Genomic DNA, 23475 nt, shown 5'->3' on the forward strand with positions numbered 1-23475 from the left:
GTTATAATAACTAGATAAAAAGGGGGGGATTGGATGGACCGAATGGAAAGAATTCGTCATTTTTCTTGTCCTTTATGGGAAGCCATTCCAGACCAAGGGCTCTTTAATCAAGAGGTGGTGACCCATATTCAGTCGGTACTGGAACCGATCCGGATTGAGGAACCGATTATAACCTCGACCATGATTCAGAACTATTCCAAATGGCACTTGATTCCAAGATTAACAGGTCGCAAATATCGACGAGACCAATTGGCAGTATTGCTTATCTTAAGTATTTATAAGCAGGTACTTCGTATGGATCAAGTCAAGCAAGGAATGAACTTGCAGCTGAATAAGATGGCGATCCAATCTGCTTATAATATTTTTGCCAGATCCTTGAATAGTGCTATTCAAGATTGTTTTAAGCAGGTGGGAAATCCAGCTGGATTATCAATCGAGGGTATGGCTTTTTCAAAGGATACTGAAGGGGTGGAGTTAGTTTCTCGAGCTTATGCTTTCAAATTACTAGCCACGTTGATTATTAACAGCGGGGGTTATCAAGAGTTAGGAGAAAATCATGACTAAAATTGCGATTATTGCGGATACTTCACAGGACTTTACCTTTGAATTGGGGGAAAAGTATGGCATTGAAGTAATCCCTTATCAGGTTCAATTAGATGATCAACATTATTTAGATCAAGTAGATTTAGATTCTAGGACCTTCTACCAGCGCATTGACCAGTGCGACCGTTTATCGACAGGGACGCCGTCCTTGCAGTGGGTGATCGATCGTTTGAAGCAATTGGAAGAAGCGGGTTACGAGCAGGCAATTGCGTTAACCTCTTCAGCCAAGCTAACCGGCATGAGTCAGTTATATGGCGTGGTGCAAGGGGACTTTGATAAGTTGAAGCTAACGATATTCGATACGCAATCGATTGCCTCTGGTGCTGGTTTATTGACCCTCTATGCAGCTAAGCTGCGTGACCAAGGCAAGTCTGTTCTTGAAATTATGCAAGCCTTAGATCAAGCTAGCCAGCAATTGAAGATTTATGCGGTCTTTCGAACCTTGAAGTATTTAATTAAAGGGGGGCGATTCAATAAGTATGTCGGAATGATTGGTAGCTTCTTGAATATTCACCCCTTGCTAACTGTTAAGGAGGGAGAAGTCTCCATGATTAGTCGTACGCGTGGACGTAACAAGTCCTTTAAGGCTTTAGTCCAACAGATTCAAAACGTGGCGGCCAATCATGAGAAGTATTATTTAACCATTTTTGGGGCTGATAATTCAAGGGAAGTGGCTCAATTGAAGATTGCTTTACAGAAAGAGATAGACCAGGCGGAACTTTACCTGGAGACCGAATTGACACCAGTATTGGGGGTTCATTCAGGCCCTGAAGCAGTTGGAGTGGCGATACTTCCTTTAGATTAATTCGTCATGCAAAGGAGACGGTGCCTTGAGGGTGCGGTCTTTTTTTGAGGCGTTTTTTGTTTAAAAACTGCTTGCATGTCATGGATTTTTCGGTCTAAGTGTGGTAGCTTGATCTTAAAGGATCGAATAATGGAGGTGGATTCAGATGGAAGAAGTGACTGAAGAATGGGTTTCGACCTTGTTAAAAGAACGGCCTAAAACAGCCTACAAGAATCAATTTGGCCATAATTTGCTGATTGCAGGTAATCAAGCAATGGCTGGGGCTGCGCTGATTGCTAGCCGTGCTTGTGTCTATGTAGGATCGGGTTTAACCAGTTTGTTGACTCATCCAGCGAATGTATCCATCATCCATCAAGCCCTTCCGGAAGCCATGGTTGATAGTTGGAAAGCTGTTAGCACCAATGAAGACTTATTACAAAAGACGCAACATTGGTTGATTGGTCCCGGCATGGGGCAAGATACCGAGAGTCGGTCATTATTTATCCATTTGATGGAGCAGGCAAGAGCGGATCAGGTAGTCATTTTGGATGCGGATGGACTGAATCTCTGGTGTCAAAATCCACAGGTAACGACTAAAGCACAATTAATCTTAACGCCCCATTTCGGTGAATGGCAACGGTTAAAGCGAGCCTTTGACATTCAAGACTCAAGAACTTGGGCTAAGGAATCTGGGATCCATTTAGTGCTTAAGGGGGCACCCACGGTCATGATTGACCGTCAAGGGAAGGCCTATCAAAATATTGCAGGGAATCCAGGCATGGCTATTGGAGGTATGGGGGACTGCTTAGCTGGGATGATGCTTGGTTTTTTGGGTCAAGTTTCAGATCCTTTTGAAGCGGTTGTGCTTGCTTGTTATCTTCATACCGCAGTGGCTAATAGCCTCTATCAAGACCAGTATATTGTTTTGCCTTCTCGCTTGATTGACCAAATTCCCTATGCGATGAAACGTCTATTTTCTAAGAAGGAGGCTGCCTCGTGACCGATTGCCAAGAACATGGCCCCAGTCATTATTTGACTTTGACTGAACAAGAAGATGATAAGCTGTGGTTAGCTGAAATCGTTGATGAAGATCCGACTTTTCGACTGAAGCGGCTGTTTTTGCCGGCTTATGAGAAGGGCAAGTATTTGCTCTATGATGGCGTCTATCAGATTCATGGGGTCTGTGCTGGAATTACTCCTTTTAATAAGGAGTATTGTCTGATTCATCAAGGGAAGATGCAACGCTATCTAGCGATGTCGCAAGTACTTAGCTTACTACCGGCGATTCAGGATTTTGAGAGTCAACGTCTTCAACGGATTAAATATCAAATCCGTCAAATCTTGGCCGAAATCGGACAAAATGCAGACCACCCTTTGATTCAGGAAAATTTGGACTATCAAAGTCAAATGGTAGATGACCTGGATACTTCTGAAGCCGCAAATGCTTGTTTGACACAACTCATTAAAGAAAAAGATCGAATGATTTCTTACTATACCCAATTATTAGAAAGAGAAAGGTAAAATATGATGAAAACACAAATACGCCCAGCTACTTATGATGATTTAGCAGCAATTATTGACATTGAAACTTGTAATTTTCCTGAAGGCGTAGCAACAAAGCCAGAATCTTATGTGGATAAGTTAAAAAACCAACCAGATCATTACCTGGTGATCGAAGATCAAGGACAAGTGGTTGGCTTTATTGAAGGCTTTTCGAATGCTGGCAAGTGGGTTGAAGATTATATGTTTGAAGGCTCTGACCAGTTTGATCCAGAGGGCGAATGGGAGAAGTTGTTAACCTTAGCTATCTTGCCAGATTATCAAAGTATGGGCTACGGCAAACAATTGATGAAGGCCATGATTCAAGTTGTCAAGGATCGCCAACAACGTGGTCTATCTTTGACTTGCCTGGAGCATTTGGTGCCTTACTATGAACGCTTAGGCTTTAGTTTAGGACAATTGTCGGAGTCTAAATTAGGTGGTCTTGATTGGTACGATATGTATATTGAATTTGACTAATCAGGACTTAGGCTTTGAGTAGTCAGCTGAACCTTGGAGATTCAAAAAGGCTCATGGTGATTGGTGATAATAAGTTTTTCTAATTAGAAAGCAGTCCATAAAAAGAAGCTCTTCCACCATAGTTAGTGGAAGAGCTTCTTTTATAAAGTTTATTTTACATAGATACTCAATAATTCATCAATGAAGGTGAATTTATTTTTAAGTACTTGAATATCTTCATCGGATAGAGCTTGATCTGTCTCAAAGATTGAGATGGCTGGACCATGAATTTTTACCCGTTCATGGGCCATGTAGGAAATATTAATATCATGCTCAACTAAGAAGTTAGCGATGCTACCGATGGTTCCCTTTTGGTCTGTATGACGTACGATAATTGTGGGCCGTTCGCCAGAGAAGTGGATATTGTATTCATCCAATTTTTGAATTTCAATTTTTCCACCACCAATGGATGAACCAATGATAGTCACATGGCGGTTAGCACCGAATAAGTGAACCCGAGCGGTATTGGGATGATAATTACCCAGATTCCGCTCCAAGAAGTTTACTTTAAGATGACGTTCCTCAGCAATTTCACGTGCACGGGCAATTTCTTTATCACTGGTGTTAAAGCCTAGAACACCGGCAATCAAGGCCAAGTCAGTTCCATGACCGCGATAGGTTTGGGCAAAGGAGTCCATTAAAGTGAAGACGACTTCTTCTGGTTCCTCTCCTAAAAGTTGACGAGCGACATTACCGATACGAACGGCACCGGCGGTATGGGAAGAAGAAGGGCCGATCATTACTGGACCGATAATTTCGAAACCAGATTGATACTTGGCGGTGACACCATCATCAACCACTTTTTCACCGGTACCGGATAACTCGACTTCGACATCCTTAACTAATTCATCATTATTACCAAAGACTTGATCTTTAATCCGTCGTCCGGTTGGTGTTCCAGCAACTCCTCCAATACCTGTTTCTCTTAAGGATTCAGGCAGTTCATTGCCAATGGAGTCCATAGCATCAATGACCTCGTCAGTTGGAATAATGGAGACCACACTGGCCATTGCCATATCTGCAGCCGCCATAGCTGTGAGTGCATGAAGACCGTTCCGAGTGATGCATGGGATTTCAACCAGCCCTGCTACCGGGTCACATACTAAGCCTAGGGAGTTCTTTAAAGCCAGTCCAACGGCATGACCGACTTGTTCAGGGCTTCCGCCTTTTAATTCAACTAAAGAACCGGCTGCCATGGCTGTTGCAGACCCGATTTCTGCCTGGCAACCGCCTTGAGCTCCCGAGATCGATGCCCGGTTGGCAATGACTAAGCCCAATGCGGAAGCGGTAAACATGACTTGAACGAGCTGGTCGACTTCGTAGTCACCAGTATCATACATATGGACGAGTACAGCAGGTAAGATCCCAGCAGAACCAGCAGTAGGGGTAGCTACAATGCGTCCCATTGAGGCATTCACTTCATTCACTGCCATCGCATTGGCAACGACTTGAAGGGTGAAAGGATCGATCAGGGAATTCTTTTGTTGACTATATTGAAAGACGCGGTAACCATCGCCTCCAGCGATTCCAGTTTTTGACATGGTCAATTGTTCGGTTCCCTTACGAACGGCATCTACCATTACATGGAATTGGTCACGCATGTGGTCCATCATCTCTTCACGGGTGATCCCTTGAAGTTCGATTTCATTGTCAATCATCACCTCCGAGATTGTTTTATTCTCTTCATTGGCGATATCTATAAGCCCTTTGATACTCGTAAAAGACATCTTCCCACTTCCTTTCGTTTTTTATCTTAAAATTATTGATGACACGGCTATAACTTTAATGCTTTACCTACATAAAATCAAGAAAAGTTCCTTAAAAAAATCGTTTTCCTTTTAAGTCTGCAAGTGGGTTTAATTTTCGACCTGCTTGCTTGATCGACCGACCGAGAATTTGGATAATTTGTAGGCTGCCATCCTTGATAATTACGCCTAGGAGTTTGCTAGCTTCTAAGCTAGCAGACCGTTTTTCCTGCTGAGGATTAAGGGCGTTAAGGCTTGATAGGTGGTCGATCGTAATAATGCCCACTCTCAAGGTCAAAAGAGCATTGATAGCCCCTTGAAATAGGGAGTTAACCACTAGATTGGTCATGGAGACGGAGCCGGGGATCATGGAGATCAGACTGCTACCAAAGAGCGAGGCAATGAGTGGCTCCAACTGAGCTTCAATCAAATCTAAATCTTCTAAACTTCGGGTCATTAAGACCGTCAAAAAGACATTTTTATAGATATGGATGATTTTTTTTAGGCTGGGTCGGGTGTCATAGGTCTTGATCAGTCGCCAGACCAATTGAATGAGAACATATAGAACCGTGAATGCGTCTAGAGTGCCATTTTGCGAGATAGCAGTGGTTAAAAAAACGGTTTGAGCTTGCTTTTTAATGTCTTCCATACCGGCATTCTTAAGGACTTGATTGGCTTGGTCGATCTTTTCAATCTGGTTATCGAGCGTCAAATCCTGCCAGCTAAAATCCAACTGTTGAAGTCGAGGGTTATGTTGTAGTTTTTTGATGGAGGATTGAATAAATTCCTCTCTTTCTTCCGAGCTAGCCTGGGGGTCTAAGATCAAAGCCTTAGGTAGGGCCATAATTTCTTTGACCATCCATAATATGAAAACAACAAAGGCCAAGAGACAAGCAATTAAAACAAGCAATGCTAATAAGGGATGAATCAAATATAAGTTACGATACAACAAGGAAAATTGATTAAAGACAAAGATCAAGGCCATCAGACTAATGAGGCCGGTTATAATTTTTAAGAGGGGTATTTTCAAAGTCTAGTTACTCCTTTTTATTGAATTTATCATAATTTACCAAAAAATTTGAGAAATCGAAAGCGACTAAAGTCGGATTTTACTAATTTAGGAGGCTGTGATTATTCGTCACAGCCTCCTAGTTAAATTAATGATTCTTTTGTTTTTCAAGATGGTATTTGAAGGTTTCCATCGCCGAGTCGACTACGAAGACTGCTAGTGCAATAGCAAGGGCTGTAACAATCGCTCGATATAAAGAGCTACCAGCGGCGATTAGGTCATTATTCATAAAGTTATAGGCTGTCTCATACATAGCAACCCCTGGAACATATAGGAAGAAAGCTGGAATATAGAATACGTTAACGACGGTTTTAAATTTCCGGGCCATATATTGTCCTAATATCGAGATGACTAAGCAACCCAGAAAGGTCGCGATAAAGTCATTTGAGAAGTTCTTGACCCATAGATAGACTCCATAAGAAAACATCCCGGGTAAGCCTGACCAGAAGATAAAGCGCTTTGGGGCTTTAACGTTAATGGCGGCCGCTACAGTTGCGCAGTATGCCGCAAAGAGCTTGAGTAGTAGTTGATTTAGTTCCATAAAGTAATCACTCCATTCGATAAGACAAGGCCTAAGGCCACTCCTAAAGCCAGGCTTAAAGCTGTTAGTAGGGCATCAATAAAACGAGTTAGTGCCGTTGAATAATCGCCCCGGATGGCATCCCGTATTCCATTTGTGAAGGCTGTTCCAGGATATAGGGGCATGAGTGTCGCTGAGATGACAATATTTGGATTAAAGTTATCGGTGACATAGTAGGCAATCAACGGTAAAACAAAGGATAAAGAAGCGGTCATAAAGACATTAATTAAAAAACTGTTCATGCCAAAGTTATCATCCGATAAGAGAAAAAATAAAATTAAAATAGAGGGAATCAGTGAAATGACTAAATCTCCCGGCTGACCATCAAAGAGCGCAATATAGGCCATAATTAAGATGAAGATGGATACGAAGTTGTTATGAGCTGTAAATTCGGTTTCCGGAATCGCCTTGAGTTGTCGTAGGGCTTCTTCAGCATTAATTCGGTGGTCAATGAAGTCGTAGGTGACGGCATTGACTCGGTCTATTTTAAAGATCTGATTGGATCGATTTTGTACACGAACGACGAGGGTCGTGGTATCGGATTGTTGATCGTTGATTGATTCTTCTAGGTTAATAAAGAGTCCAGAGGCAGAAGAATAGACATCGAGATAGTTGACATTGGCAACTTCAAGAATTTGCTTGACCGTTCGCTCCACCCGATAGCCTTCGGCTTCTGCTTCAATCAAGAGCTTTCCAGCATAGCTGGCCAATTGCAGGATGGTTTTATCCGAGGATTGCATGTGTTCACCTCCAAGATTTAGTGCAATTAATTATAACATAGGTCTAGATTTTTAGTAGCTAATTTATGGGTATTATTCGTTTACACCCTTTAAATCTGAAAAATTATACCAAAACAGAATCCTTTGGGGCCTTGCTGGCTTAAGGGGCTACTCATGGTAGAGCAACAAGCCTTTTCACTGGCTTACAAAAATAAAGCCAACAGCTTATGATTTTTTAATCCGAAAATTTATTTCAAAAACTGAATCCTTCCCTCTGCTGTGGCGGACCGCCTAGAGCCTCTTTCAGAGTCTCGCCGGCTCAAGGGGACTTCCTTAGAAGGCTCCTGGCGGTCCACCACAGCTGTGGGAGTGGTTTTATTTTTATCAGCCAGTGAAAAGGCCCCTCTCTTCCTTATCTAAAGGAGACTTTAGGCGGTCCGTCACATCGGGAAGAAGGCGTCATTTTTGGAGTCGATATTTAGATTTTTACAGAATAAATCGATAAAGACTTAAGGGATTCTTAAGCGAAGATAGAACTAGCATGTTACAATAGGGGAAAAAGAGGTGATATCGATGAAAATAAGCAAAATCCAACGTCAAAAGAAAGATCCACAACGCTATTCCATCTATATCAATGACCAATTTGCCTTTGGTGTTGACGAACAAATCTTAATCGACTTCTCCTTAAATAAAGGCAAAGACCTAGATCAAGGGCTGGTAGATGCAATTTTAGCAGCAGAAGCTCAACAAAAACTCTATTTAAAAGGGCTTAACTACTTATCCTACGGCTTAAAATCCACTAAAGAAATGCAAGATTACTTAAAAAAGCAAGTTAAAAACTTGCCTACTAGCCACTTTTCTTTAGACCAAGTAAAGTCGGTAACGAATCATTTTATGAATACGCAAAGTCGATCAATAAGCATGGTGAACTTTGATGAAGCGGACTTGACTTTTTGGGATGATCCAGTTGAAGAGGACTTGGAGCAAGCAGCTGATGAACAGCTAAAAGTAGGGGATGTCAAAGTGCTTGAGCAAGATCATAACCTATGGATCCAAGCAGCGCTCGATCGATTAACAGGACTGGGGTTGTTAAATGATCATACCTATGCCTTGGCTTATTTGCGCACGCAAGCTCAGGTGAATCGTAAAGGACCTCAAAAGATTGACTATGAATTGCGTCGTAAAGGCGTAGCTCAGTCGATTATCCAAGACGCCCTTGAAGAATATCCACAGGATTTGTTGCGGGAGAATATCCAACACCTAAGTCGTAAGTTTATCCAATCTAAGCGACGCTTATCCCCACAAATGTTAAAAAACAAGCTATTTTTACACTTATTACAAAAAGGCTATTCCAAGGAACAAGTAGATAGGGATTTTGATCCTTCCTGGTGTGAATTATCGCAAGAAGAGACTGATCAACGACTCGACAAGGCTTTTGAGAAGTCCTTGAAACGCCGTCAAAGAAAATTACAAGGCTATGAATTAAAGCAAGCACTTATCCGGGATTTAATGACCCAGGGGTTTAGCTATGAGAGCATCCAAACTAAGTTAAATGATAGTTCTTGGGAAAATACGAATTAAAGGAGGCTGCACAGTGGACATCAATGAGTATTTTGATTGGTCACCCGAAAAAATTCAGGATTTTCGTGACTGCTTATTGGCTTGGTATGACCAAAATGGGCGGGACTTACCCTGGCGGCGGACGTCAGATCCTTATGCGATATGGGTCAGTGAGGTAATGCTGCAGCAGACACAAGTCGATACAGTGATTGATTATTATCAACGATTTATGCAGGCTCTACCGACAGTTCAAGCCTTGGCACAGGCCCCTCAAGAGCAATTAATGAGCTTATGGCAAGGTCTGGGTTATTATTCACGAGTGCGTAATATGCAACAGGCGGCTAAGACAGTGATGAGCGAATATCAAGGGCAGATGCCCAAGACACTTAAAGAACTATTAACACTTAAAGGGATTGGACCTTATACCGGTGCAGCGATCGCTTCGATTGCGTTTAATCAAGTTGAACCAGCTATCGATGGGAATTTGATGCGAGTAACGGCACGTTTATTTGAGATTGATCAAGATATTCAAAAAACAGCCACCAAGCGTCTATTTAAAGAAATTCTGGACCAATTGATTGATCCGAATCGGCCGGGGGACTTTAATCAGGCCTTAATGGATATGGGAGCCTTGGTGATGACGCCATCGAATCCCTATCCAAACCCTCATCCCTTAGCAGACTTTGACCGGTCCTTTCAGCATAAGACATCCCAGCTCTATCCGGTTAAATTGAAAAAAACAAAGCAAAAACAAGAACTAAAGCTAGCACTTTATCTAGTAAATGAGAAAGGGCAGATGCTAGTGCGCCAACATCAAACGGGAGAGCTATTACAAGGCTTATGGCATTTTCCTATGCTGAATTTAAATGATATAGCGACGCTTAATCAGTCTACAGCGATTAAAGGCTTAGCTTTACAGCAATTTTTTAGTCAAGATCAAGTGGCTGAATGGTCCAATGAAGCCGGCATTCTCGATAAAGCAAAGCTATTGTTAGAGTCGGTTCAAGGTCCAATCAAGCATGTTTTTTCTCATCGAATCTGGCAGGTCTATCTTTTGCCAGTTGTCTATTCTAAGCAATCAGAAAAATTGCTTGAGGCCTTGTGGTTGATGGATGATAGTTTTCGTTTTGTTAATGAAACAACTTATGCCCAATTAGCCACTTCCACACTACAAAAGAAGTTAGATCGAATTCGAATGAAAGAAGATTAATCGTATGAAAAAACTAATGATTTATTTTAGGGGATATGGTTGGATCAGCTTTTTAGCTCCCTTATGTAAGCTAATAGAAGTCTTGCTTGAATTGGCTGTTCCCTTAATCGTTGCTCGTTTGGTCGACCAAGTTATGCAACAAGCTCCCTATCAAAAGCTGCTCATTCAAGGTGGTTGGATGCTGGCATTGGCTTTTTTGGGCTTGGCTTTTTCGATGATGGGCCAGTATTTTTCAGCCAAGGCGGCGACAGGCTTTGCCAATAATCTGGGGAGGGACCTTTATCAACATGCTCTTGCCATGGACCAGTCTAGCTATGATCGATTGGGACGTACTAGTATCAATACCCGATTGTCGAGTGATCTTTATCAGATCTTAACTGGCTTGAATACTTTTTTTCGCTTATTGCTGCGATCACCCTTTATTGTCTTTGGGTCGATGTTCATGGCAGCCTTAATTGATTGGCGGATGACGCTTTATTTTGTAGTCATGGTGATAATTTTATTTCTAATTGTGGGGGGAATTACTTACTTTGGTCAAGCTTATTATCAAAAAATTCAAGCAGCACTTGACCAGCTGAGTGTCCAGGTGAGTCAACAGATGAAGGGTTTGCGAGTGATTCGCGCCTTTAATCAAGAGAGTAAGGAGCAGGCAGATTTTAAAGCGGTCAATAGTTACTTGACCCAGTTACAACTTCAGGCGGGGAAGCTAACGGCTTTAACCAATCCCTTAACTTATTTAGTGGTTAACAGCACATTAATTGTAATTTTGCTGCAAGGAGGCCGATTTATTGATCGGGGTCATTTAAGCCCCGGTCAATTGGTGGCTCTGGTCAATTATCTATTAGCGATTTTAGTGGAATTAGTTAAATTAACCAAGGTGGTACTAGTCTTTAATCGAACACAGACGGCTGCCCATCGGATTGTGGCTGTTTTGGAGGCACCGCTTGAAGATAAGAAACTCATGCCAGGAACAGGTCTTCAGGAAGGTCAACTGTTAGCCTGTCATCAGCTTTCATTTGCTTATCCGGACACAGGCGGTTTAGCGCTTTGTGAGCTTAATTTTTCGGTGAACGTGGGAGACTTCATTGGTGTTATGGGAGCCACTGGCTCGGGCAAGACAACATTAATCCGACTTTTAACGCAGTTTTATCAGCCCACTCAGGGAGTGATTGCTTATAACTCTGCCTATTTTGATCTTGCGACTAAGGATAGCCTTCGTCAAGGAATGGCAGTGGTTCTCCAGACCGCCCGCCTATTCAAGGGGACGGTGCGCAGCAATCTTCTTCTAGCTGATCCTCAAGCCGATGACCAAGAGCTTTGGCAGGCGCTTGAAATAGCTCAGGCAAAGGACTTTGTAGCGGATTTAGACCAGGGACTGGATAGCCCGATACTGGCTCAGGGGATGAATCTATCCGGTGGTCAGCGACAACGCTTGGTGATAGCTCGTGCAATTCTGGCTAAGGCACCTCTTTTGATTTTGGATGCGGCAACGTCTGCTTTGGATTATTTAACGGAAGCCAAACTCCTTCAAGCCCTGCGTAAGGAAACTCCTTCTCAAACGATCATCCTGATTTCTGAGCGAGCCGAAAGTCTAAAAGCGGCCGATAAGATCCTATTATTGGATCAAGCTAAGCAATTGGCCTTTGCAAATCATCACGATTTATTAGCCAGTCAGGCCATTTATCAAGAGATCTATCAATTGCAAAAAGGAGGGGATAAGAAAGATGAAGAATAACCAATCAAGCCAAATTAAACGATTGAGTGGCTATTTGCTTAAGAATCGCCTCTTACTTCTTGCAAGTTTAGTAGCTACAAGCTTACAGGTATTGCTGACGCTCTATATCCCAGTCTTAATTGGTCAGGCGATTGACCAAATGTTAGGTCCTAGTCAGGTTAATTTTGCAAGTCTATGGCGAATTTTAAGCTGGATGTTGGGGATTATAGCTGTGAATGGATGTTTGCAGTGGTTGAATCCAGTCCTATTTAATCAGTTAGTCTATAAAACCGTAGAATTAATTCGTAACCAGGCCTTAGAACGGGTTCATCACTTGCCCTTAGCCTATCTGGACCAACTTTCTACAGGGGATTTAATTGCACGGGTGACGACGGATGCTGATCAGTTGGGGCAAGGTTTAATAATGGTTTTTAATCAGTTTATTTATGGTTGCTTGATGATCTTCTTTACGCTGATATCGATGGCTGGACTAGACCGAGTGATGATGGGATTAGTGATTGTTTTAACCCCCATTTCTTTGCTATATGCTCATTTTGTAGCCCATTATTCTTATGAGGCCTTTCGATTACAAACACAGTCTCGAGCCAAAGAGGCAGATTTTGTGAATGAGTCTTTGCAACAAATGGAAGAAGTGAGACTTTTTAACCAAGCGGATCGTTTTGAAGACCGCTACCAAGCCTTACATCAGACTTATATGGCAGATAGCCAGCGGGCTCTGTTCTATTCATCGACTCTGAATCCTGCAACCCGCTTTATTAATGCTTTGATTTATGCCTTGGTCACGCTAGTAGGGATTGCTCGTATTCAAAAAGCTGCCTTATCTGTTGGTCAGCTTGTGACCTTCCTCAATTATGCGAGTCAATATTCTAAGCCATTTAATGATATTTCGGCAGTTTTAGCCGAATTACAGTCTTCTTTAGCCTGTGCTAGACGGCTTTTTGAGATGATCGATCAAGTCCCTGAAGAAGAAGTGGGGAGTCGTCCTTTGCTTTCTTCGGAACTTCGTGGAGCGGTTGCTTTCGATGGGGTATCTTTCTCCTATTCTCCCAAGCATCCTTTGATTCAAGACTTGTCCTTTGAGGTTCAAGCCGGTCAGCAGATTGCGATTGTTGGACCGACTGGTGCAGGAAAATCGACTCTGATCAATTTGTTGATGCGTTTTTATGATTTAGATCAAGGACAGATCTTACTGGATGGGATAAATATTAATCAGTATTCCAAAAAGGATCTTAGACAGCAGTTTGCTATGGTTTTGCAAGATACCTGGATTAAGGAAGCGACCGTGCATGATAATATCGCCTATGGTCATCCCAAAGCGACGCGTTCGGAAGTTGAAGCAGCAGCTAGATTAGCTCATGCGGATGGCTTTATACGGAGTTTGCCGCAAGGTTATGATACCTTGTTGGTGGAAGGAGGCGTCAACCTCTCTCAAGGACAGCGCCAATTGTTGGCGATTGCCCGCATCTTTTTGCGGGATCCTCAGTTATTGATTCTAGATGAGGCGACCTCTTCGGTTGACCGCCGGACGGAGGTTTTAGTACAAAAAGCTTTTAATCGGCTAATGAAGGGGCGGACATCTTTTGTGATTGCTCATCGTTTAGCCACAATTGAGTCAGCGGACTTAATATTAGTATTGAAGGCAGGGCGAATTATTGAACAAGGTACGCATGAATCGCTCATGCAAGCTCGGGGCTTTTATTATCACTTGCACCAAAGTCACGCCTTGGAATTAGCTGAAGCTTAATGGCTCTCTTTGATTTCTTATAATAAATATTAATAAATCGATACTTAGTAGTTTGAAAATTTATTCCAAAAACTGAACCCTTCCTTCTACTGTGACGGACCGCCTAGAGCTTCTAATAAGTGATCACTTTAGATGGGGGATCAATGGCTTTTACCTGTTCAAAAAAATAATAAATCCAACCCCACAACTGTGGGATTGGATTTTATTTTTATAAGCCAGAGGATGGGTTAAAAGTCATAGCGTTGATCTTCTTGCTCTTGTGCTTGTTTGAGTGCGACAGCTAGGGTGTGGCATTCGGTGATGAGTCGGTCGATGCGGTCCTTCACATCGCTATTGATGAGTTGGCCAGCTTCAAAGTCCAGATCATGGGCGAAAACATAGGAAGAAGGTTGACTCGCCTTCATATAAGTGAGAATTGGGTTCAGTTGGTATTGCGGAATTAAAAAATGCTTTTGGGATCCCGCAGTGATGATGGTTCCTACCACTTTGCCTTGAAGGGCGTTTTGGGGTAATAGGTCAAAAACATTCTTCAAGCTAGCCGGAATTGAAGCTTGAAAAATTGGGCTAGCTAAGATCAATACGTCGCAATCCATGATGGCTTGGACTAATGTTCGGGTATCACCTGTTAAATCAAGGTAATGATAGCCTTTGGCGAAGGCTACCTCCATCTCTGCTAAGTCCAATAGTTGATAATCACTTTCTGGATAGTTGGCTAATAAACGTTCTTTAGCGTAATTGAGGGCGGTTCGACTTTTAGAACCGATTAAACTACTAGCGAGTAGAAGGGTCTTCATTTATTCATCCTCCTTCGTTTTGTTGGCGATCATTTCTTTGAATTGCTCAATATCTTGGGGAGCTTGACCACTCGAGGCTTTATTTTGGGTATAACGTCGGATGGCCGGTAAGATCTCTGATTGGATCAATTCCAGATTCTTCATTAACTTGTCGAAAGGTTGACCTCCAAAGTCGATTTGAGCCCAGTAGCGGGTCATACCAAAATGCTCATATTGGAAGAGGATTTTTTCAATGACTTTCTGTGGGCTACCAATGTTCAGAATGTTATCGATCTGACTGGATTGGGCAAAGGCACGTTTGGGGAAGGCTTGACCATTGGAGAAAGTAAAGCCCTTGGAGATATAGGGATAAGCTTCTTGCCGGGCTTGTTGGGAGCTTTCTGCTACATAGAACATACCTGAAGTGGCAAGCGGAATCGTCTTTGGATCGAAGCCATTGTCTTCAAGTGCTTGCCGGTAGACTTTGATATTTTGATAATGGAAGTCTGTTGATCCCGTGAGATGGGATAGGACCATGGCTGCTCCTTGTTTGCCTGCTTGGATGGCGGAAGTCTCGTGGCCGCCAACCGCTCGCCAGATAGGGATTTGTCGATTTTGATAGGGTCTGGGTAGAACGCTGGCATTGTCTAAAGCCTGGCGATATTTGCCTTGCCAGCTAATCAGTGTATTCTGGTTGATCTGTCTTAATAAGTCAAAGCGCTCCTCAAATAAGCCGTCATAATCCCGAATGTCATAGCCTAATAGGTCAAAAAGACCCGTACGAGAAGCCCTACCAGCGATAATTTCCATTCTTCCTTGAGAGATCAAATCCAGGGTCGCAAAGTCCTCAAAAACACGAACCGGATCTGAAGTTGAAATAATGGTGGAAGAAGAGGATAGGCGGATGGACTGTGTGGCTTGGGCAAGGGCAGCGAGGATAACGGTATGAGCTTGGCTGGTAAAATAGGCTTGGTGACTTTCACCAATCGCAAAACAATCAACCCCAGCTTGCTCCGCTTCGACCCCAAAGCGAATGAGTTCATCGATGCGTTGACGTTGGCTAATGCGCTCACCAGTGTAAGGATTAGGAATATGATCCCCTAAGGAAAAAATTCCAAATTCTAAATGATCGGGGTATGGATTGGCTACTGTCATGATTAATTCCTCTTTCTATAAATATTGGATAGATTCATTATAACAAAATCTGAAACTTTACCGGATTATTCTGCCCATGAATCAAAATCTATGATATAATGTGAAGCGAATTGTTTATATGTCAAAGAGACATAATAGAAAGTAGGTTCAGTGATGAAGCAACCAAAAGAAGGTGAATTCATTACTGTTAAAAGTTATAAGCACGATGGTTCATTACACCGCACTTGGCGGGATACGATGGTCTTGAAGACCAGTGAACAGTCGCTGATTGGATGCAATGATCATACCTTGGTAATTGAATCCGACGGTAGACGCTGGGTAACGCGAGAAGCGGCCTTGGTCTATTACCATCAGAAGTTTTGGTTTAACATCGTTGCCATGATACGCAAGCGGGGTGTGACTTACTATTGTAATCTAGCTTCACCTTATGTTTTAGATAAGGAAGCTTTAAAATATATTGATTATGATTTAGATATAAAGATGTTTCCGGATAAGGAGAAGCGTTTATTGGATCTTGATGAATATGAACAACATAGTAAGTTTTACCAATATCCACCAGAGATTGATCGGATCTTGAAGTATAATATTCAAGAACTGGTTCGTTGGATCGAAGAGGAGAAAGGTCCTTTTAATCCAGCTTTCATAGATATCTGGTATGAGCGGTATTGCCAATTAACCCAACGTCGCCGATTTAATATAACGCATAAATAGTAGAATTCACTTACCTTCACAATTTGTTGAAAGCAATGGTTAGAGTTATTTCTAACGATTGCTTTTTTTATCACTAATTAGGAAAACGGTTTACTTATCGATAGAAAGGATGTTAATAGATGGCATATCGAGAACGTTTAGATTTAGGCGCCCATTACCAAGTTGATCAGACGTGTTTTTCCCTCTGGGCACCTAAGGCCAAAGCTTGCCAATTAATCATCTATGCTAAGGATTCAGATCAAGTAGCCGACCGAATTTCCATGACCAAAGATCGAGATTCTGGTGTCTTTAGTCTGACCTTAAAGGGGGATTGCCACGGTTATATTTATCGATATGCCTTGTACAATGGGAGGGATTGGATTTCAACCATGGATCCTTATGCCAAGGCTGCGACAGTGAATGGTCAGCGGGCTGTTGTGGTTGATTTTTCTCGGACTAACCCTGATCACTGGGGGAAAGAGGAGCCTCTGCCAGCTCTTGCCAGTCATGAGATCCTCATCTATGAGCTTTCTGTGCGTGATTTTACGCAAGATCCTGCTTCGGGGGTGAAGAATGGGGGATATTATTTGGGCTTGGCCCAATCAGGCGGTCGCAGTCCCCAGGGAATGGCAACGGGTCTGAATTATTTAGCAGAACTGGGGATTAGCCATGTGCAATTGATGCCGGTTTTTGATTTTCAGACGATCGATGAAAGCCAGCGACCGAGAAAATCGTATAATTGGGGCTATGATCCGCAAAATTATAATCTACCTGAGGGGAGTCTTGCTAGTGATCCATTTGATCCGATTTGCCGGATCCGCGAATTAAAAGCCCTGATTCAAGCTCTGCATCAAAAAGGCCTGCGGGTCATTATGGATGTGGTATATAATCATGTCTATCGATGGGAAGACCATCCCTTTCATTTGACAGCGCCGGGCTATTTCTTTCGTTTTGACCTTTCGGGACAATTAGCTAATGGAAGCTGGGTAGGGAATGAGACAGCTTCTGAACGGGAAAAGATGCGCCAGTATATGATCGATTCCCTGCGCTTTTGGGTGGAAGAATATCATATCGATGGCTTTCGTTTTGACTTGATGGGCCTTCATGATCTAGCGACCATGCGTTTGATTCGTCAGGAATTGACGAAAATAAAACCGGATATTTTTCTGTTAGGGGAAGGGTGGAAGATGAGTCAAGTCCTTCCGCCAGCCTATGCGGCTACCTTGGAGAATGCAGGTCAGTTACCAGGCTATGCATTTTTCAATGATCAGTTTCGTAAGGTTGTTCGGGGACAAGATGAGGACTTGAAGCATAAAGGCTTTATTAATGGTGGCGCCGAACTTTCTAAAGCGATGGGTCAAAAATTATTGGGTCAGCTAGAAGGCATTTCCTTAGCCAGCCCCTTGCAGTTAATTCAATATAGTGAAGTGCATGATTCTTATACGCTTTTCGACCGATTGAAAGAGGCGGACCCTAGTGCCAGTCTAGAACAAATCAAACGACAACAAGCCTTAGCCTTAGCCCTAGGTGTACTGGGTCAGGGGATTCCCTTTATCCATGCGGGTCAAGAATTTATGCGCAGTAAAACGGGATATCGGGATTCTTATAATCTGCCTGATGCGATTAATCAAGTGGATTGGCAGCTAGCTGATTGTCATCAAGACCTTATCCAATATGTGAAGGATTTGATTCGACTTCGTAAGGCTTTTCCGCTGCTAGGACAGGCGAGTTTTGATCAGATTGAGCGAACCGCCCAGCTTTTATTAGCACAAGATGGTCTGGTGGGAATTGAGTACCAAGCAGAAGATACTCGAATCATGCTCTTTTTTAATGGGACCAGTCAAGATAAGGCCTATCGCTTGATATCCGGTTCATACCGAGTCTTGCTTCAAGGAATGAGTTTGGCTTATTCTTCGGAAGCTCCTTGGCAGGACCTTGATCAGATTCAGCTGCCAGCCTATTCTGCGACAGTGATCCAAGGGTGTTTTAAGGGGTAATTTTTGACAAACAGATTTGATTCAGGTAAATTAAATAAGCTTTCAAAAAATAATAATGGAGGTTAATTTAGGATCAAGCGCCAGACCTAATCCTGATTAGGTGACGAGGAATGAGCTAATCGAAGTTTTCGGCGGGTGGCTCAAGGCTATGCGGTCTAAAGAAATAAGACAAATCAAAGCTGTCAGGCTCTGGACAAAACTTATTTCAAGCATATGAAAGCATAAATAGGACAGAGAAAAGAGTGAATATTTATGTGTGGAATTGTTGGATATATTGGACAAGGTGCCTTAGTGGATGCCTTATTAAATGGATTAGAAAAATTAGAATATCGGGGCTATGACTCTGCTGGAATCTTTGTGATGGATTCGATGGGGCAAGGGCATCTTTATAAAGAAAAAGGTCGGATTGCTCATTTGAAGGAATTAATTCCGAATGATTTGACCGGACAGGTTGGAATCGGGCACACACGTTGGGCGACCCATGGACCCGCTTCTAGCCAGAATGCCCACCCTCACCAATCCGCTAGAGGACGGTTTACCCTTGTGCATAATGGAGTCATTGAAAATTATTTAGAATTGAAAGAGACTTATCTGAAAGATTATCACTTCCAATCACAAACGGATACGGAAGTGGCGGTTAATCTGATTGAAAAATTTGCCTTTGAAGGGTTAGCTACTAAAGATGCTTTGGTGAAGGCTCTGAATTTGATTGAAGGATCTTATGCCTTTGCCTTAATCGATCAAGAACAGCCAGATCGTCTTTTTGCTGCCAAGAATAAGTCGCCGCTCTTAGTAGGCTTGGGTGAAGGCTTTAACTTGCTGGCATCGGATGCGATGGCAAGTATTGATCTAACCACGCAATATTTGGAGATTCACGACCAAGAAGTGATCGTCTTAACTAAAGACCAAGTTATGATCGAAGATCTAGCTGGCAATAAGATCGACCGCGAAGCTTACCAAGCTCAGTTGCGGGTGGATGACTTAGAATTAGGTTCTTATCCTTGCTATATGGCTAAGGAGATCAGTGAGCAAGCAGCGGTTATTCGCCGGAATATTCAAGCCTATCAAACAGATAATGGAGACTTTGCAGTGGACTCTGATTTGCTTCAAGCGATCCACCAGGCAGACCGTCTTTATATTGTGGCTTGTGGGACATCCTATCATGCAGGGTGGATGGGCAAGCAATTTATTGAAGACCTAGCTCAGATTCCGGTAGAAGTCCATTTAGCTTCTGAGTTTGCCTATCATATGCCGCTATTGAGTGACCGTCCATTCTTCATTTTTATTTCACAATCGGGCGAAACGGCAGATAGCCGTCAGGCTCTAGTGCGGGTTAAAGCCTTGAATCATCCAAGTCTTACCCTGACTAATGTTCCTGCCTCGACCTTATCTCGTGAAAGTGACTTTACCTTATTATTGAATGCAGGTCCGGAGATTGCGGTGGCTTCGACCAAGGCTTATACCGCACAATTAACGGTTTTGATGATTCTAGCCTATGTCTTAGCAGAAGCAGTTGATTTTGAATTGAGCCATGAATTGAGTTTGGTTGCTAGCCGAATTGAATCGGTGCTTAGTGAGAAGGAATCCATCAAAGATTGGGTTGAAAATAATCTTAGACAAGCTCGGTCGACCTTTTATATCGGGCGTCATTTAGATTACTATGTTGCCATGGAGGCAGCCTTGAAGTTGAAGGAGATTTCTTATATTCAAACTGAGGCTTTTGCATCGGGTGAATTAAAGCATGGTACGATTGCTTTAATTGAAGAAGGAACACCGGTGATTGCGATTGTGACGGATGAGGTGACAGCAGCCAATACCCGGTCTAATCTGGAAGAAGTGAAGGCTCGGGGGGCGAATACCATGGTGATTTCGATGGCTAACTTGCAAAAGGCAGAGGACCGCTTTGTCTTCGATCCAGTTCATCCGCTTTTTGCACCTTTTGTGTCCGTTGTGATTAGCCAACTGATCGCTTACTATGCTTGTTTAGATCGAGGACTAGATGTGGACAAACCACGTAATCTAGCTAAGTCTGTAACCGTTGAATAGCTAGGAAAAGAGCAGCTTTCTGAGGGAGCGATCCCCTTTCACTGGCTTATAAAAATAAAACCAATATGTTGTAATTACTAATCCGAAAATTGATTTCAAAGATTAAACCCTTTCCTCTGCTATGGCGGACCGCAGAGGAGGGTTCTTTTTTCATAAATTTTATGATTTGAATTAAGAATAGACTAATTGTTTTTGTGAGAATAAACATAACTTATTAAAGATAAGCAGTTTCTATAATCCAGAAGATACTTGATTAGATTGGGTATCATCGATGATCGTATATATTTAACAACTTTTTTAAGGATGAAAATTATATAAAGATTTCCATTTGATACGATCCGATCTTAATGCTTGCCGTTATGAGTTTAGATTTCTAATAAAATAAATCATCACCTTGTTTATTAAAAAGTTACTTTTCTTATATAAATATCTTAAAAATAATCTAAAATTGTTTTCTTACGTGACTAGCTAGGCCTTATATCCGATCGTTAAGCTAGAGCCTTGTAACAGGCGATAAAAATAAACCAATCCCACAGCCGTGGTTAAAGGACAGCTGGCACACATCAAAGGCTTGGCGCTTTAGCGCTTAGGCTTTGAGTAGCCAACTGAGCCAAGGAGACTTCCTTAGAAGGCTCCTGGCGGTCCACCACAGTTGTGGGATTGGATTGTTTTTTGAGTCAGTAGAAAGGCTTATTGCTCACCCGTGAGTAGTCCCTTGAGTCGTGAGGCTCTGAAAGAGGCTCTAGGCGGTCTACCATAGCAGAAGGAAGGGTTTAGTTTTTGGAATAAATTTACACAATTCAATCACTCTCATCAAATCTTAAAGAAGAGCTATTCAAAAAAATTTTTTAAAGGGTATAATAGCATTGAAGCCTTGAGCGCTTAGCGAGTTAGCGGAGGCTTAACAATTATTTAGGAGCAGTGATATGACTAGCACAAAGCCGAAGTTTCAAATACCGATGAGTCCTTGGGCAATTGGGTATTCCATTTTCATGATGACTCTGGGATCGATTATCTATGCCGCTGGGGTTAACTCCTTTGTTATTCCTAATCATTTTGGGAATGGAGGCGTCGCTGGGATTGCGATTGTTCTCTATTATTTAAAGCACATCCCTACTGGGACGACCAACCTTGTTCTGAATACAATTATTATTTTAATTGGTTTCCGCTTTATTGAAAAAAGAACGCTGATCTTTACCATCTATACCATGTTTGCCACGTCTTGGGCACTGAACCACGTTTTTTTACCTCCATTTCAGTCAGAAAATATTCTAATTTCGGCCATCGCTGGAGGGGTCATTATGGGGATTGGCCTTGGATTCATCATTAAGGGCCACGGTTCTTCAGCCGGTACGGACATTATCGCCATGATCCTAAGAAAGTATACCGGTTTGAACTTTGCCACAGGAACCTTTTTGTTGAATATGGGAATTGTCCTATCTTCATCCTTTGTGATCGGTTATGAGAATACGATCGTTACGATTTTTATGAAGTACTTGACTTCTCAGGCCTTGAATATGGTGACAGAAGGTTTGTCACGACGCCGAGCAGTCATGATCATTACGGACCGACCTCAAGAAGTTTCTGAAGCTGTATCAAGCTTGATCCATCGGGGAATTACCGTCTTTAGAGCTTTTGGTTATTATACTCACACTGACAAGAAGGTCCTATATATGGTAGTTTCACGACCACAAGTGGTTAAAATCCAAAATTTGCTTAAGACAGTGGACCCCAAGGCCTTTATGACGATTACTGAAGTGCAAGAAGTGATTGGCCAAGGATTTACCTTTTATAATTCAAGTAATAAGAACAAGCCATTTTTTGATGAATAGGAAAGATGGCAATCAAGCTGTAACAGATCGTTACGGCTTTTTTTGTTGCCTGTTCTTAAGTGAATGCATCTAGTCCGAGACCTACAAGTATGGTAAAATCAAGCATGAAGTGGTCTTAAGGAGGGACATAGGATGCGTTATTGGATTGAATCCTTTGGAGGTCAAGCACATTCAAACTATGATGAAATTTTCATCGAAAATCAAGATCAACGGATTTCTTTTACAAATTTAGGGGCACGGATTAATCGTTGGCAAACCCTGTCCGGCCATGCCTTTATTCTATCGCATAAAGATGCGGATGAGGTTTTTCTTTGGCAGGACTTATATGCGGGGGCGACCGTGGGCCGGGTTGCGGGTCGAATAAGCCAGGCTAGTTTGACTTGTCAAGACGACCAGCTCCGATTGACAGCCAATGAAGGACCTAACCATCTTCATGGTGGAGGACACAGCTTTGATCTAGCAGCTTGGGATTATCAGGTTAAAGCGACCCAGGACTGTGTTCAGATTGACTTTTTCTTAGAAGATGCCGCTGGAAACCAAGGCTATCCAGGAAATCTAGAAGTTACTGTCCGTCATAGCTTCGATAGTGATAATCGCTGGACGATTGAATACTTGGCTAAAAGTGACCAAGCGACGATTTTTAATCCAACCAATCATGTTTATTTCAATCTAATGGGCGACTATGAGCTTCCTATCAATGCCGCTGAAATTCAGCTTTTTGCCAGTCATTATGTACCCACGGATGAAGCCAATCTTCCACAGGGAGCCTTAGCCAAAGTGCAAGGGACGGCTTTTGACTTGAATCAAGCCAAACCCTTTAGTGAAATTTTTGCGAGTGAGGATCCTCAAATTAAACGGATTCAGGGGCTTGATCATGCATTTCTATTGAGGGATTCAGGCGATCAGGCTTGTGTAACTGTGACTGATGATAGGGCTGGTTATCAGCTTGAGGCTTGGACAGACTGTGATTGTCTAGTGGTCTATAGCTTGAACCAAGTAGCCAGCAACCAGTACATGGACGGTCAGCGAGTCATTCCTCATGCGGCCTTTACCTTAGAGGCACAACAATTACCTGATGCGGGTCAATTGAACCGGCTGCAGGATATTTTTCTAGCAAAAGACCAACCTTTCTACCGTAAGACGGTCTATCAAATTCAACAAAGTTAAGAGGGATT

Annotated in this window: 20 protein-coding genes; 14 read left to right on the top strand and 6 right to left on the bottom strand. The window is 42.5% G+C overall.

The window, feature by feature from the left end; all coding sequences use genetic code 11:
• Positions 1-33 precede the first annotated feature (33 nt).
• From HMPREF9706_RS08245 to HMPREF9706_RS08265, 5 genes are all read left to right on the top strand, one after another.
• Complete coding sequence (locus HMPREF9706_RS08245) at positions 34-564, top strand: DUF1836 domain-containing protein (protein WP_006908916.1); 531 nt, start codon at positions 34-36, stop codon at positions 562-564.
• On the top strand, positions 557-1408 hold the full coding sequence (locus HMPREF9706_RS08250; RefSeq protein ID WP_006908917.1) for a DegV family protein: 852 nt from the start codon (positions 557-559) through the stop codon (positions 1406-1408). The genes HMPREF9706_RS08245 and HMPREF9706_RS08250 overlap by 8 nt, the downstream gene beginning before the upstream one ends.
• A gap of 145 nt (positions 1409-1553) precedes the next feature.
• Positions 1554-2387 carry an NAD(P)H-hydrate dehydratase gene (locus HMPREF9706_RS08255; RefSeq protein ID WP_006908918.1) on the top strand — a complete coding sequence of 278 codons (834 nt, stop codon included), beginning with the start codon at positions 1554-1556 and terminating at the stop codon, positions 2385-2387.
• Positions 2384-2908 carry a hypothetical protein gene (locus HMPREF9706_RS08260; protein WP_006908919.1) on the top strand — a complete coding sequence of 175 codons (525 nt, stop codon included), beginning with the start codon at positions 2384-2386 and terminating at the stop codon, positions 2906-2908. The genes HMPREF9706_RS08255 and HMPREF9706_RS08260 overlap by 4 nt, the downstream gene beginning before the upstream one ends.
• A gap of 3 nt (positions 2909-2911) precedes the next feature.
• Positions 2912-3406 (top strand): GNAT family N-acetyltransferase, encoded by a 495-nt coding sequence (locus HMPREF9706_RS08265; protein ID WP_006908920.1) that lies wholly within the window; start codon positions 2912-2914, stop codon positions 3404-3406.
• A 149-nt stretch (positions 3407-3555) separates the two neighbouring features.
• Here HMPREF9706_RS08265 and sdaAA read toward each other — a convergent pair whose 3' ends face one another.
• The 4 genes from sdaAA to HMPREF9706_RS08285 all read right to left on the bottom strand — a co-directional run bounded on the left by sdaAA (position 3556) and on the right by HMPREF9706_RS08285 (position 7579).
• Positions 3556-5172, bottom strand: a complete 1617-nt coding sequence (sdaAA, locus tag HMPREF9706_RS08270; RefSeq protein WP_006908921.1) for an L-serine ammonia-lyase, iron-sulfur-dependent, subunit alpha — start codon at positions 5170-5172, stop codon at positions 3556-3558.
• A 91-nt stretch (positions 5173-5263) separates the two neighbouring features.
• The gene (locus HMPREF9706_RS08275) at positions 5264-6220 is read right to left on the bottom strand and encodes a DUF697 domain-containing protein (RefSeq protein ID WP_006908922.1); all 957 of its coding nucleotides are present in this window, start codon (positions 6218-6220) and stop codon (positions 5264-5266) included.
• 127 nt (positions 6221-6347) lie between these two features.
• On the bottom strand, positions 6348-6800 hold the full coding sequence (locus tag HMPREF9706_RS08280) for a threonine/serine exporter family protein (protein WP_006908923.1): 453 nt from the start codon (positions 6798-6800) through the stop codon (positions 6348-6350).
• The gene (locus HMPREF9706_RS08285) at positions 6791-7579 is read right to left on the bottom strand and encodes a threonine/serine exporter family protein (RefSeq protein ID WP_006908924.1); all 789 of its coding nucleotides are present in this window, start codon (positions 7577-7579) and stop codon (positions 6791-6793) included. The genes HMPREF9706_RS08280 and HMPREF9706_RS08285 overlap by 10 nt, the downstream gene beginning before the upstream one ends.
• A 552-nt stretch (positions 7580-8131) precedes the next feature.
• On the opposite strand from HMPREF9706_RS08285, the gene HMPREF9706_RS08290 reads away from it, so the two are divergent.
• The 4 genes from HMPREF9706_RS08290 to HMPREF9706_RS08305 are packed head-to-tail and all read left to right on the top strand — an operon-like array spanning position 8132 to position 13807.
• A complete protein-coding gene (locus HMPREF9706_RS08290) occupies positions 8132-9139 on the top strand; it encodes a RecX family transcriptional regulator (RefSeq protein WP_006908925.1) in 1008 nt (335 codons plus the stop codon).
• A gap of 13 nt (positions 9140-9152) precedes the next feature.
• Positions 9153-10328, top strand: a complete 1176-nt coding sequence (gene mutY, locus HMPREF9706_RS08295) for an A/G-specific adenine glycosylase (RefSeq protein WP_006908926.1) — start codon at positions 9153-9155, stop codon at positions 10326-10328.
• 4 nt (positions 10329-10332) lie between these two features.
• Positions 10333-12063, top strand: a complete 1731-nt coding sequence (locus HMPREF9706_RS08300) for an ABC transporter ATP-binding protein (protein ID WP_006908927.1) — start codon at positions 10333-10335, stop codon at positions 12061-12063.
• Entirely contained in the window at positions 12053-13807 is a 1755-nt protein-coding gene (locus tag HMPREF9706_RS08305; protein ID WP_006908928.1) for an ABC transporter ATP-binding protein, read from the top strand. The genes HMPREF9706_RS08300 and HMPREF9706_RS08305 overlap by 11 nt, the downstream gene beginning before the upstream one ends.
• Before the next feature lie 227 nt (positions 13808-14034).
• Here HMPREF9706_RS08305 and HMPREF9706_RS08310 read toward each other — a convergent pair whose 3' ends face one another.
• Positions 14035-14601 (bottom strand): NADPH-dependent FMN reductase, encoded by a 567-nt coding sequence (locus tag HMPREF9706_RS08310; RefSeq protein ID WP_006908929.1) that lies wholly within the window; start codon positions 14599-14601, stop codon positions 14035-14037.
• Positions 14602-15735 carry an LLM class flavin-dependent oxidoreductase gene (locus tag HMPREF9706_RS08315; protein WP_006908930.1) on the bottom strand — a complete coding sequence of 378 codons (1134 nt, stop codon included), beginning with the start codon at positions 15733-15735 and terminating at the stop codon, positions 14602-14604. It lies immediately after the preceding gene.
• 153 nt (positions 15736-15888) lie between these two features.
• Here HMPREF9706_RS08315 and ntdP point away from each other — a divergent pair, with 153 nt between their 5' ends.
• The 5 genes from ntdP (at position 15889) to HMPREF9706_RS08340 (ending at position 23467) form a co-directional block, all read left to right on the top strand.
• Entirely contained in the window at positions 15889-16446 is a 558-nt protein-coding gene (gene ntdP / locus HMPREF9706_RS08320; RefSeq protein ID WP_006908931.1) for a nucleoside tri-diphosphate phosphatase, read from the top strand.
• Between the two features lie 119 nt (positions 16447-16565).
• Positions 16566-18422 (top strand): type I pullulanase, encoded by a 1857-nt coding sequence (pulA, locus tag HMPREF9706_RS08325; protein WP_006908932.1) that lies wholly within the window; start codon positions 16566-16568, stop codon positions 18420-18422.
• Positions 18423-18674: 252 nt separating this feature from the next.
• Positions 18675-20468 (top strand): glutamine--fructose-6-phosphate transaminase (isomerizing), encoded by a 1794-nt coding sequence (gene glmS / locus HMPREF9706_RS08330; protein WP_006908933.1) that lies wholly within the window; start codon positions 18675-18677, stop codon positions 20466-20468.
• A gap of 926 nt (positions 20469-21394) precedes the next feature.
• Positions 21395-22300, top strand: a complete 906-nt coding sequence (locus HMPREF9706_RS08335; protein ID WP_006908934.1) for a YitT family protein — start codon at positions 21395-21397, stop codon at positions 22298-22300.
• A 132-nt stretch (positions 22301-22432) separates the two neighbouring features.
• The gene (locus HMPREF9706_RS08340) at positions 22433-23467 is read left to right on the top strand and encodes an aldose epimerase family protein (RefSeq protein WP_006908935.1); all 1035 of its coding nucleotides are present in this window, start codon (positions 22433-22435) and stop codon (positions 23465-23467) included.
• Positions 23468-23475: the final 8 nt, after the last annotated feature.

The organism is Facklamia hominis CCUG 36813 (assembly GCF_000301035.1).
Taxonomy (GTDB): domain Bacteria; phylum Bacillota; class Bacilli; order Lactobacillales; family Aerococcaceae; genus Facklamia; species Facklamia hominis.

Excerpts from the sequence above, each read along its gene's own strand:
- pulA (WP_006908932.1), top strand. The coding sequence starts at position 16,566 with ATGGCATATCGAGAACGTTTAGATTTAGGCGCCCATTACCAAGTTGAT.
- HMPREF9706_RS08255 (WP_006908918.1), top strand. The coding sequence starts at position 1,554 with ATGGAAGAAGTGACTGAAGAATGGGTTTCGACCTTGTTAAAAGAACGG.
- HMPREF9706_RS08245 (WP_006908916.1), top strand. The coding sequence starts at position 34 with ATGGACCGAATGGAAAGAATTCGTCATTTTTCTTGTCCTTTATGGGAA.
- HMPREF9706_RS08335 (WP_006908934.1), top strand. The coding sequence starts at position 21,395 with ATGACTAGCACAAAGCCGAAGTTTCAAATACCGATGAGTCCTTGGGCA.
- HMPREF9706_RS08285 (WP_006908924.1), bottom strand. The coding sequence starts at position 7,579 with ATGCAATCCTCGGATAAAACCATCCTGCAATTGGCCAGCTATGCTGGA.
- HMPREF9706_RS08300 (WP_006908927.1), top strand. The coding sequence starts at position 10,333 with ATGAAAAAACTAATGATTTATTTTAGGGGATATGGTTGGATCAGCTTT.
- HMPREF9706_RS08290 (WP_006908925.1), top strand. The coding sequence starts at position 8,132 with ATGAAAATAAGCAAAATCCAACGTCAAAAGAAAGATCCACAACGCTAT.
- HMPREF9706_RS08280 (WP_006908923.1), bottom strand. The coding sequence starts at position 6,800 with ATGGAACTAAATCAACTACTACTCAAGCTCTTTGCGGCATACTGCGCA.
- HMPREF9706_RS08250 (WP_006908917.1), top strand. The coding sequence starts at position 557 with ATGACTAAAATTGCGATTATTGCGGATACTTCACAGGACTTTACCTTT.
- HMPREF9706_RS08310 (WP_006908929.1), bottom strand. The coding sequence starts at position 14,601 with ATGAAGACCCTTCTACTCGCTAGTAGTTTAATCGGTTCTAAAAGTCGA.
- HMPREF9706_RS08340 (WP_006908935.1), top strand. The coding sequence starts at position 22,433 with ATGCGTTATTGGATTGAATCCTTTGGAGGTCAAGCACATTCAAACTAT.
- glmS (WP_006908933.1), top strand. The coding sequence starts at position 18,675 with ATGTGTGGAATTGTTGGATATATTGGACAAGGTGCCTTAGTGGATGCC.
- HMPREF9706_RS08305 (WP_006908928.1), top strand. The coding sequence starts at position 12,053 with ATGAAGAATAACCAATCAAGCCAAATTAAACGATTGAGTGGCTATTTG.
- ntdP (WP_006908931.1), top strand. The coding sequence starts at position 15,889 with ATGAAGCAACCAAAAGAAGGTGAATTCATTACTGTTAAAAGTTATAAG.
- HMPREF9706_RS08315 (WP_006908930.1), bottom strand. The coding sequence starts at position 15,735 with ATGACAGTAGCCAATCCATACCCCGATCATTTAGAATTTGGAATTTTT.
- HMPREF9706_RS08265 (WP_006908920.1), top strand. The coding sequence starts at position 2,912 with ATGATGAAAACACAAATACGCCCAGCTACTTATGATGATTTAGCAGCA.
- sdaAA (WP_006908921.1), bottom strand. The coding sequence starts at position 5,172 with ATGTCTTTTACGAGTATCAAAGGGCTTATAGATATCGCCAATGAAGAG.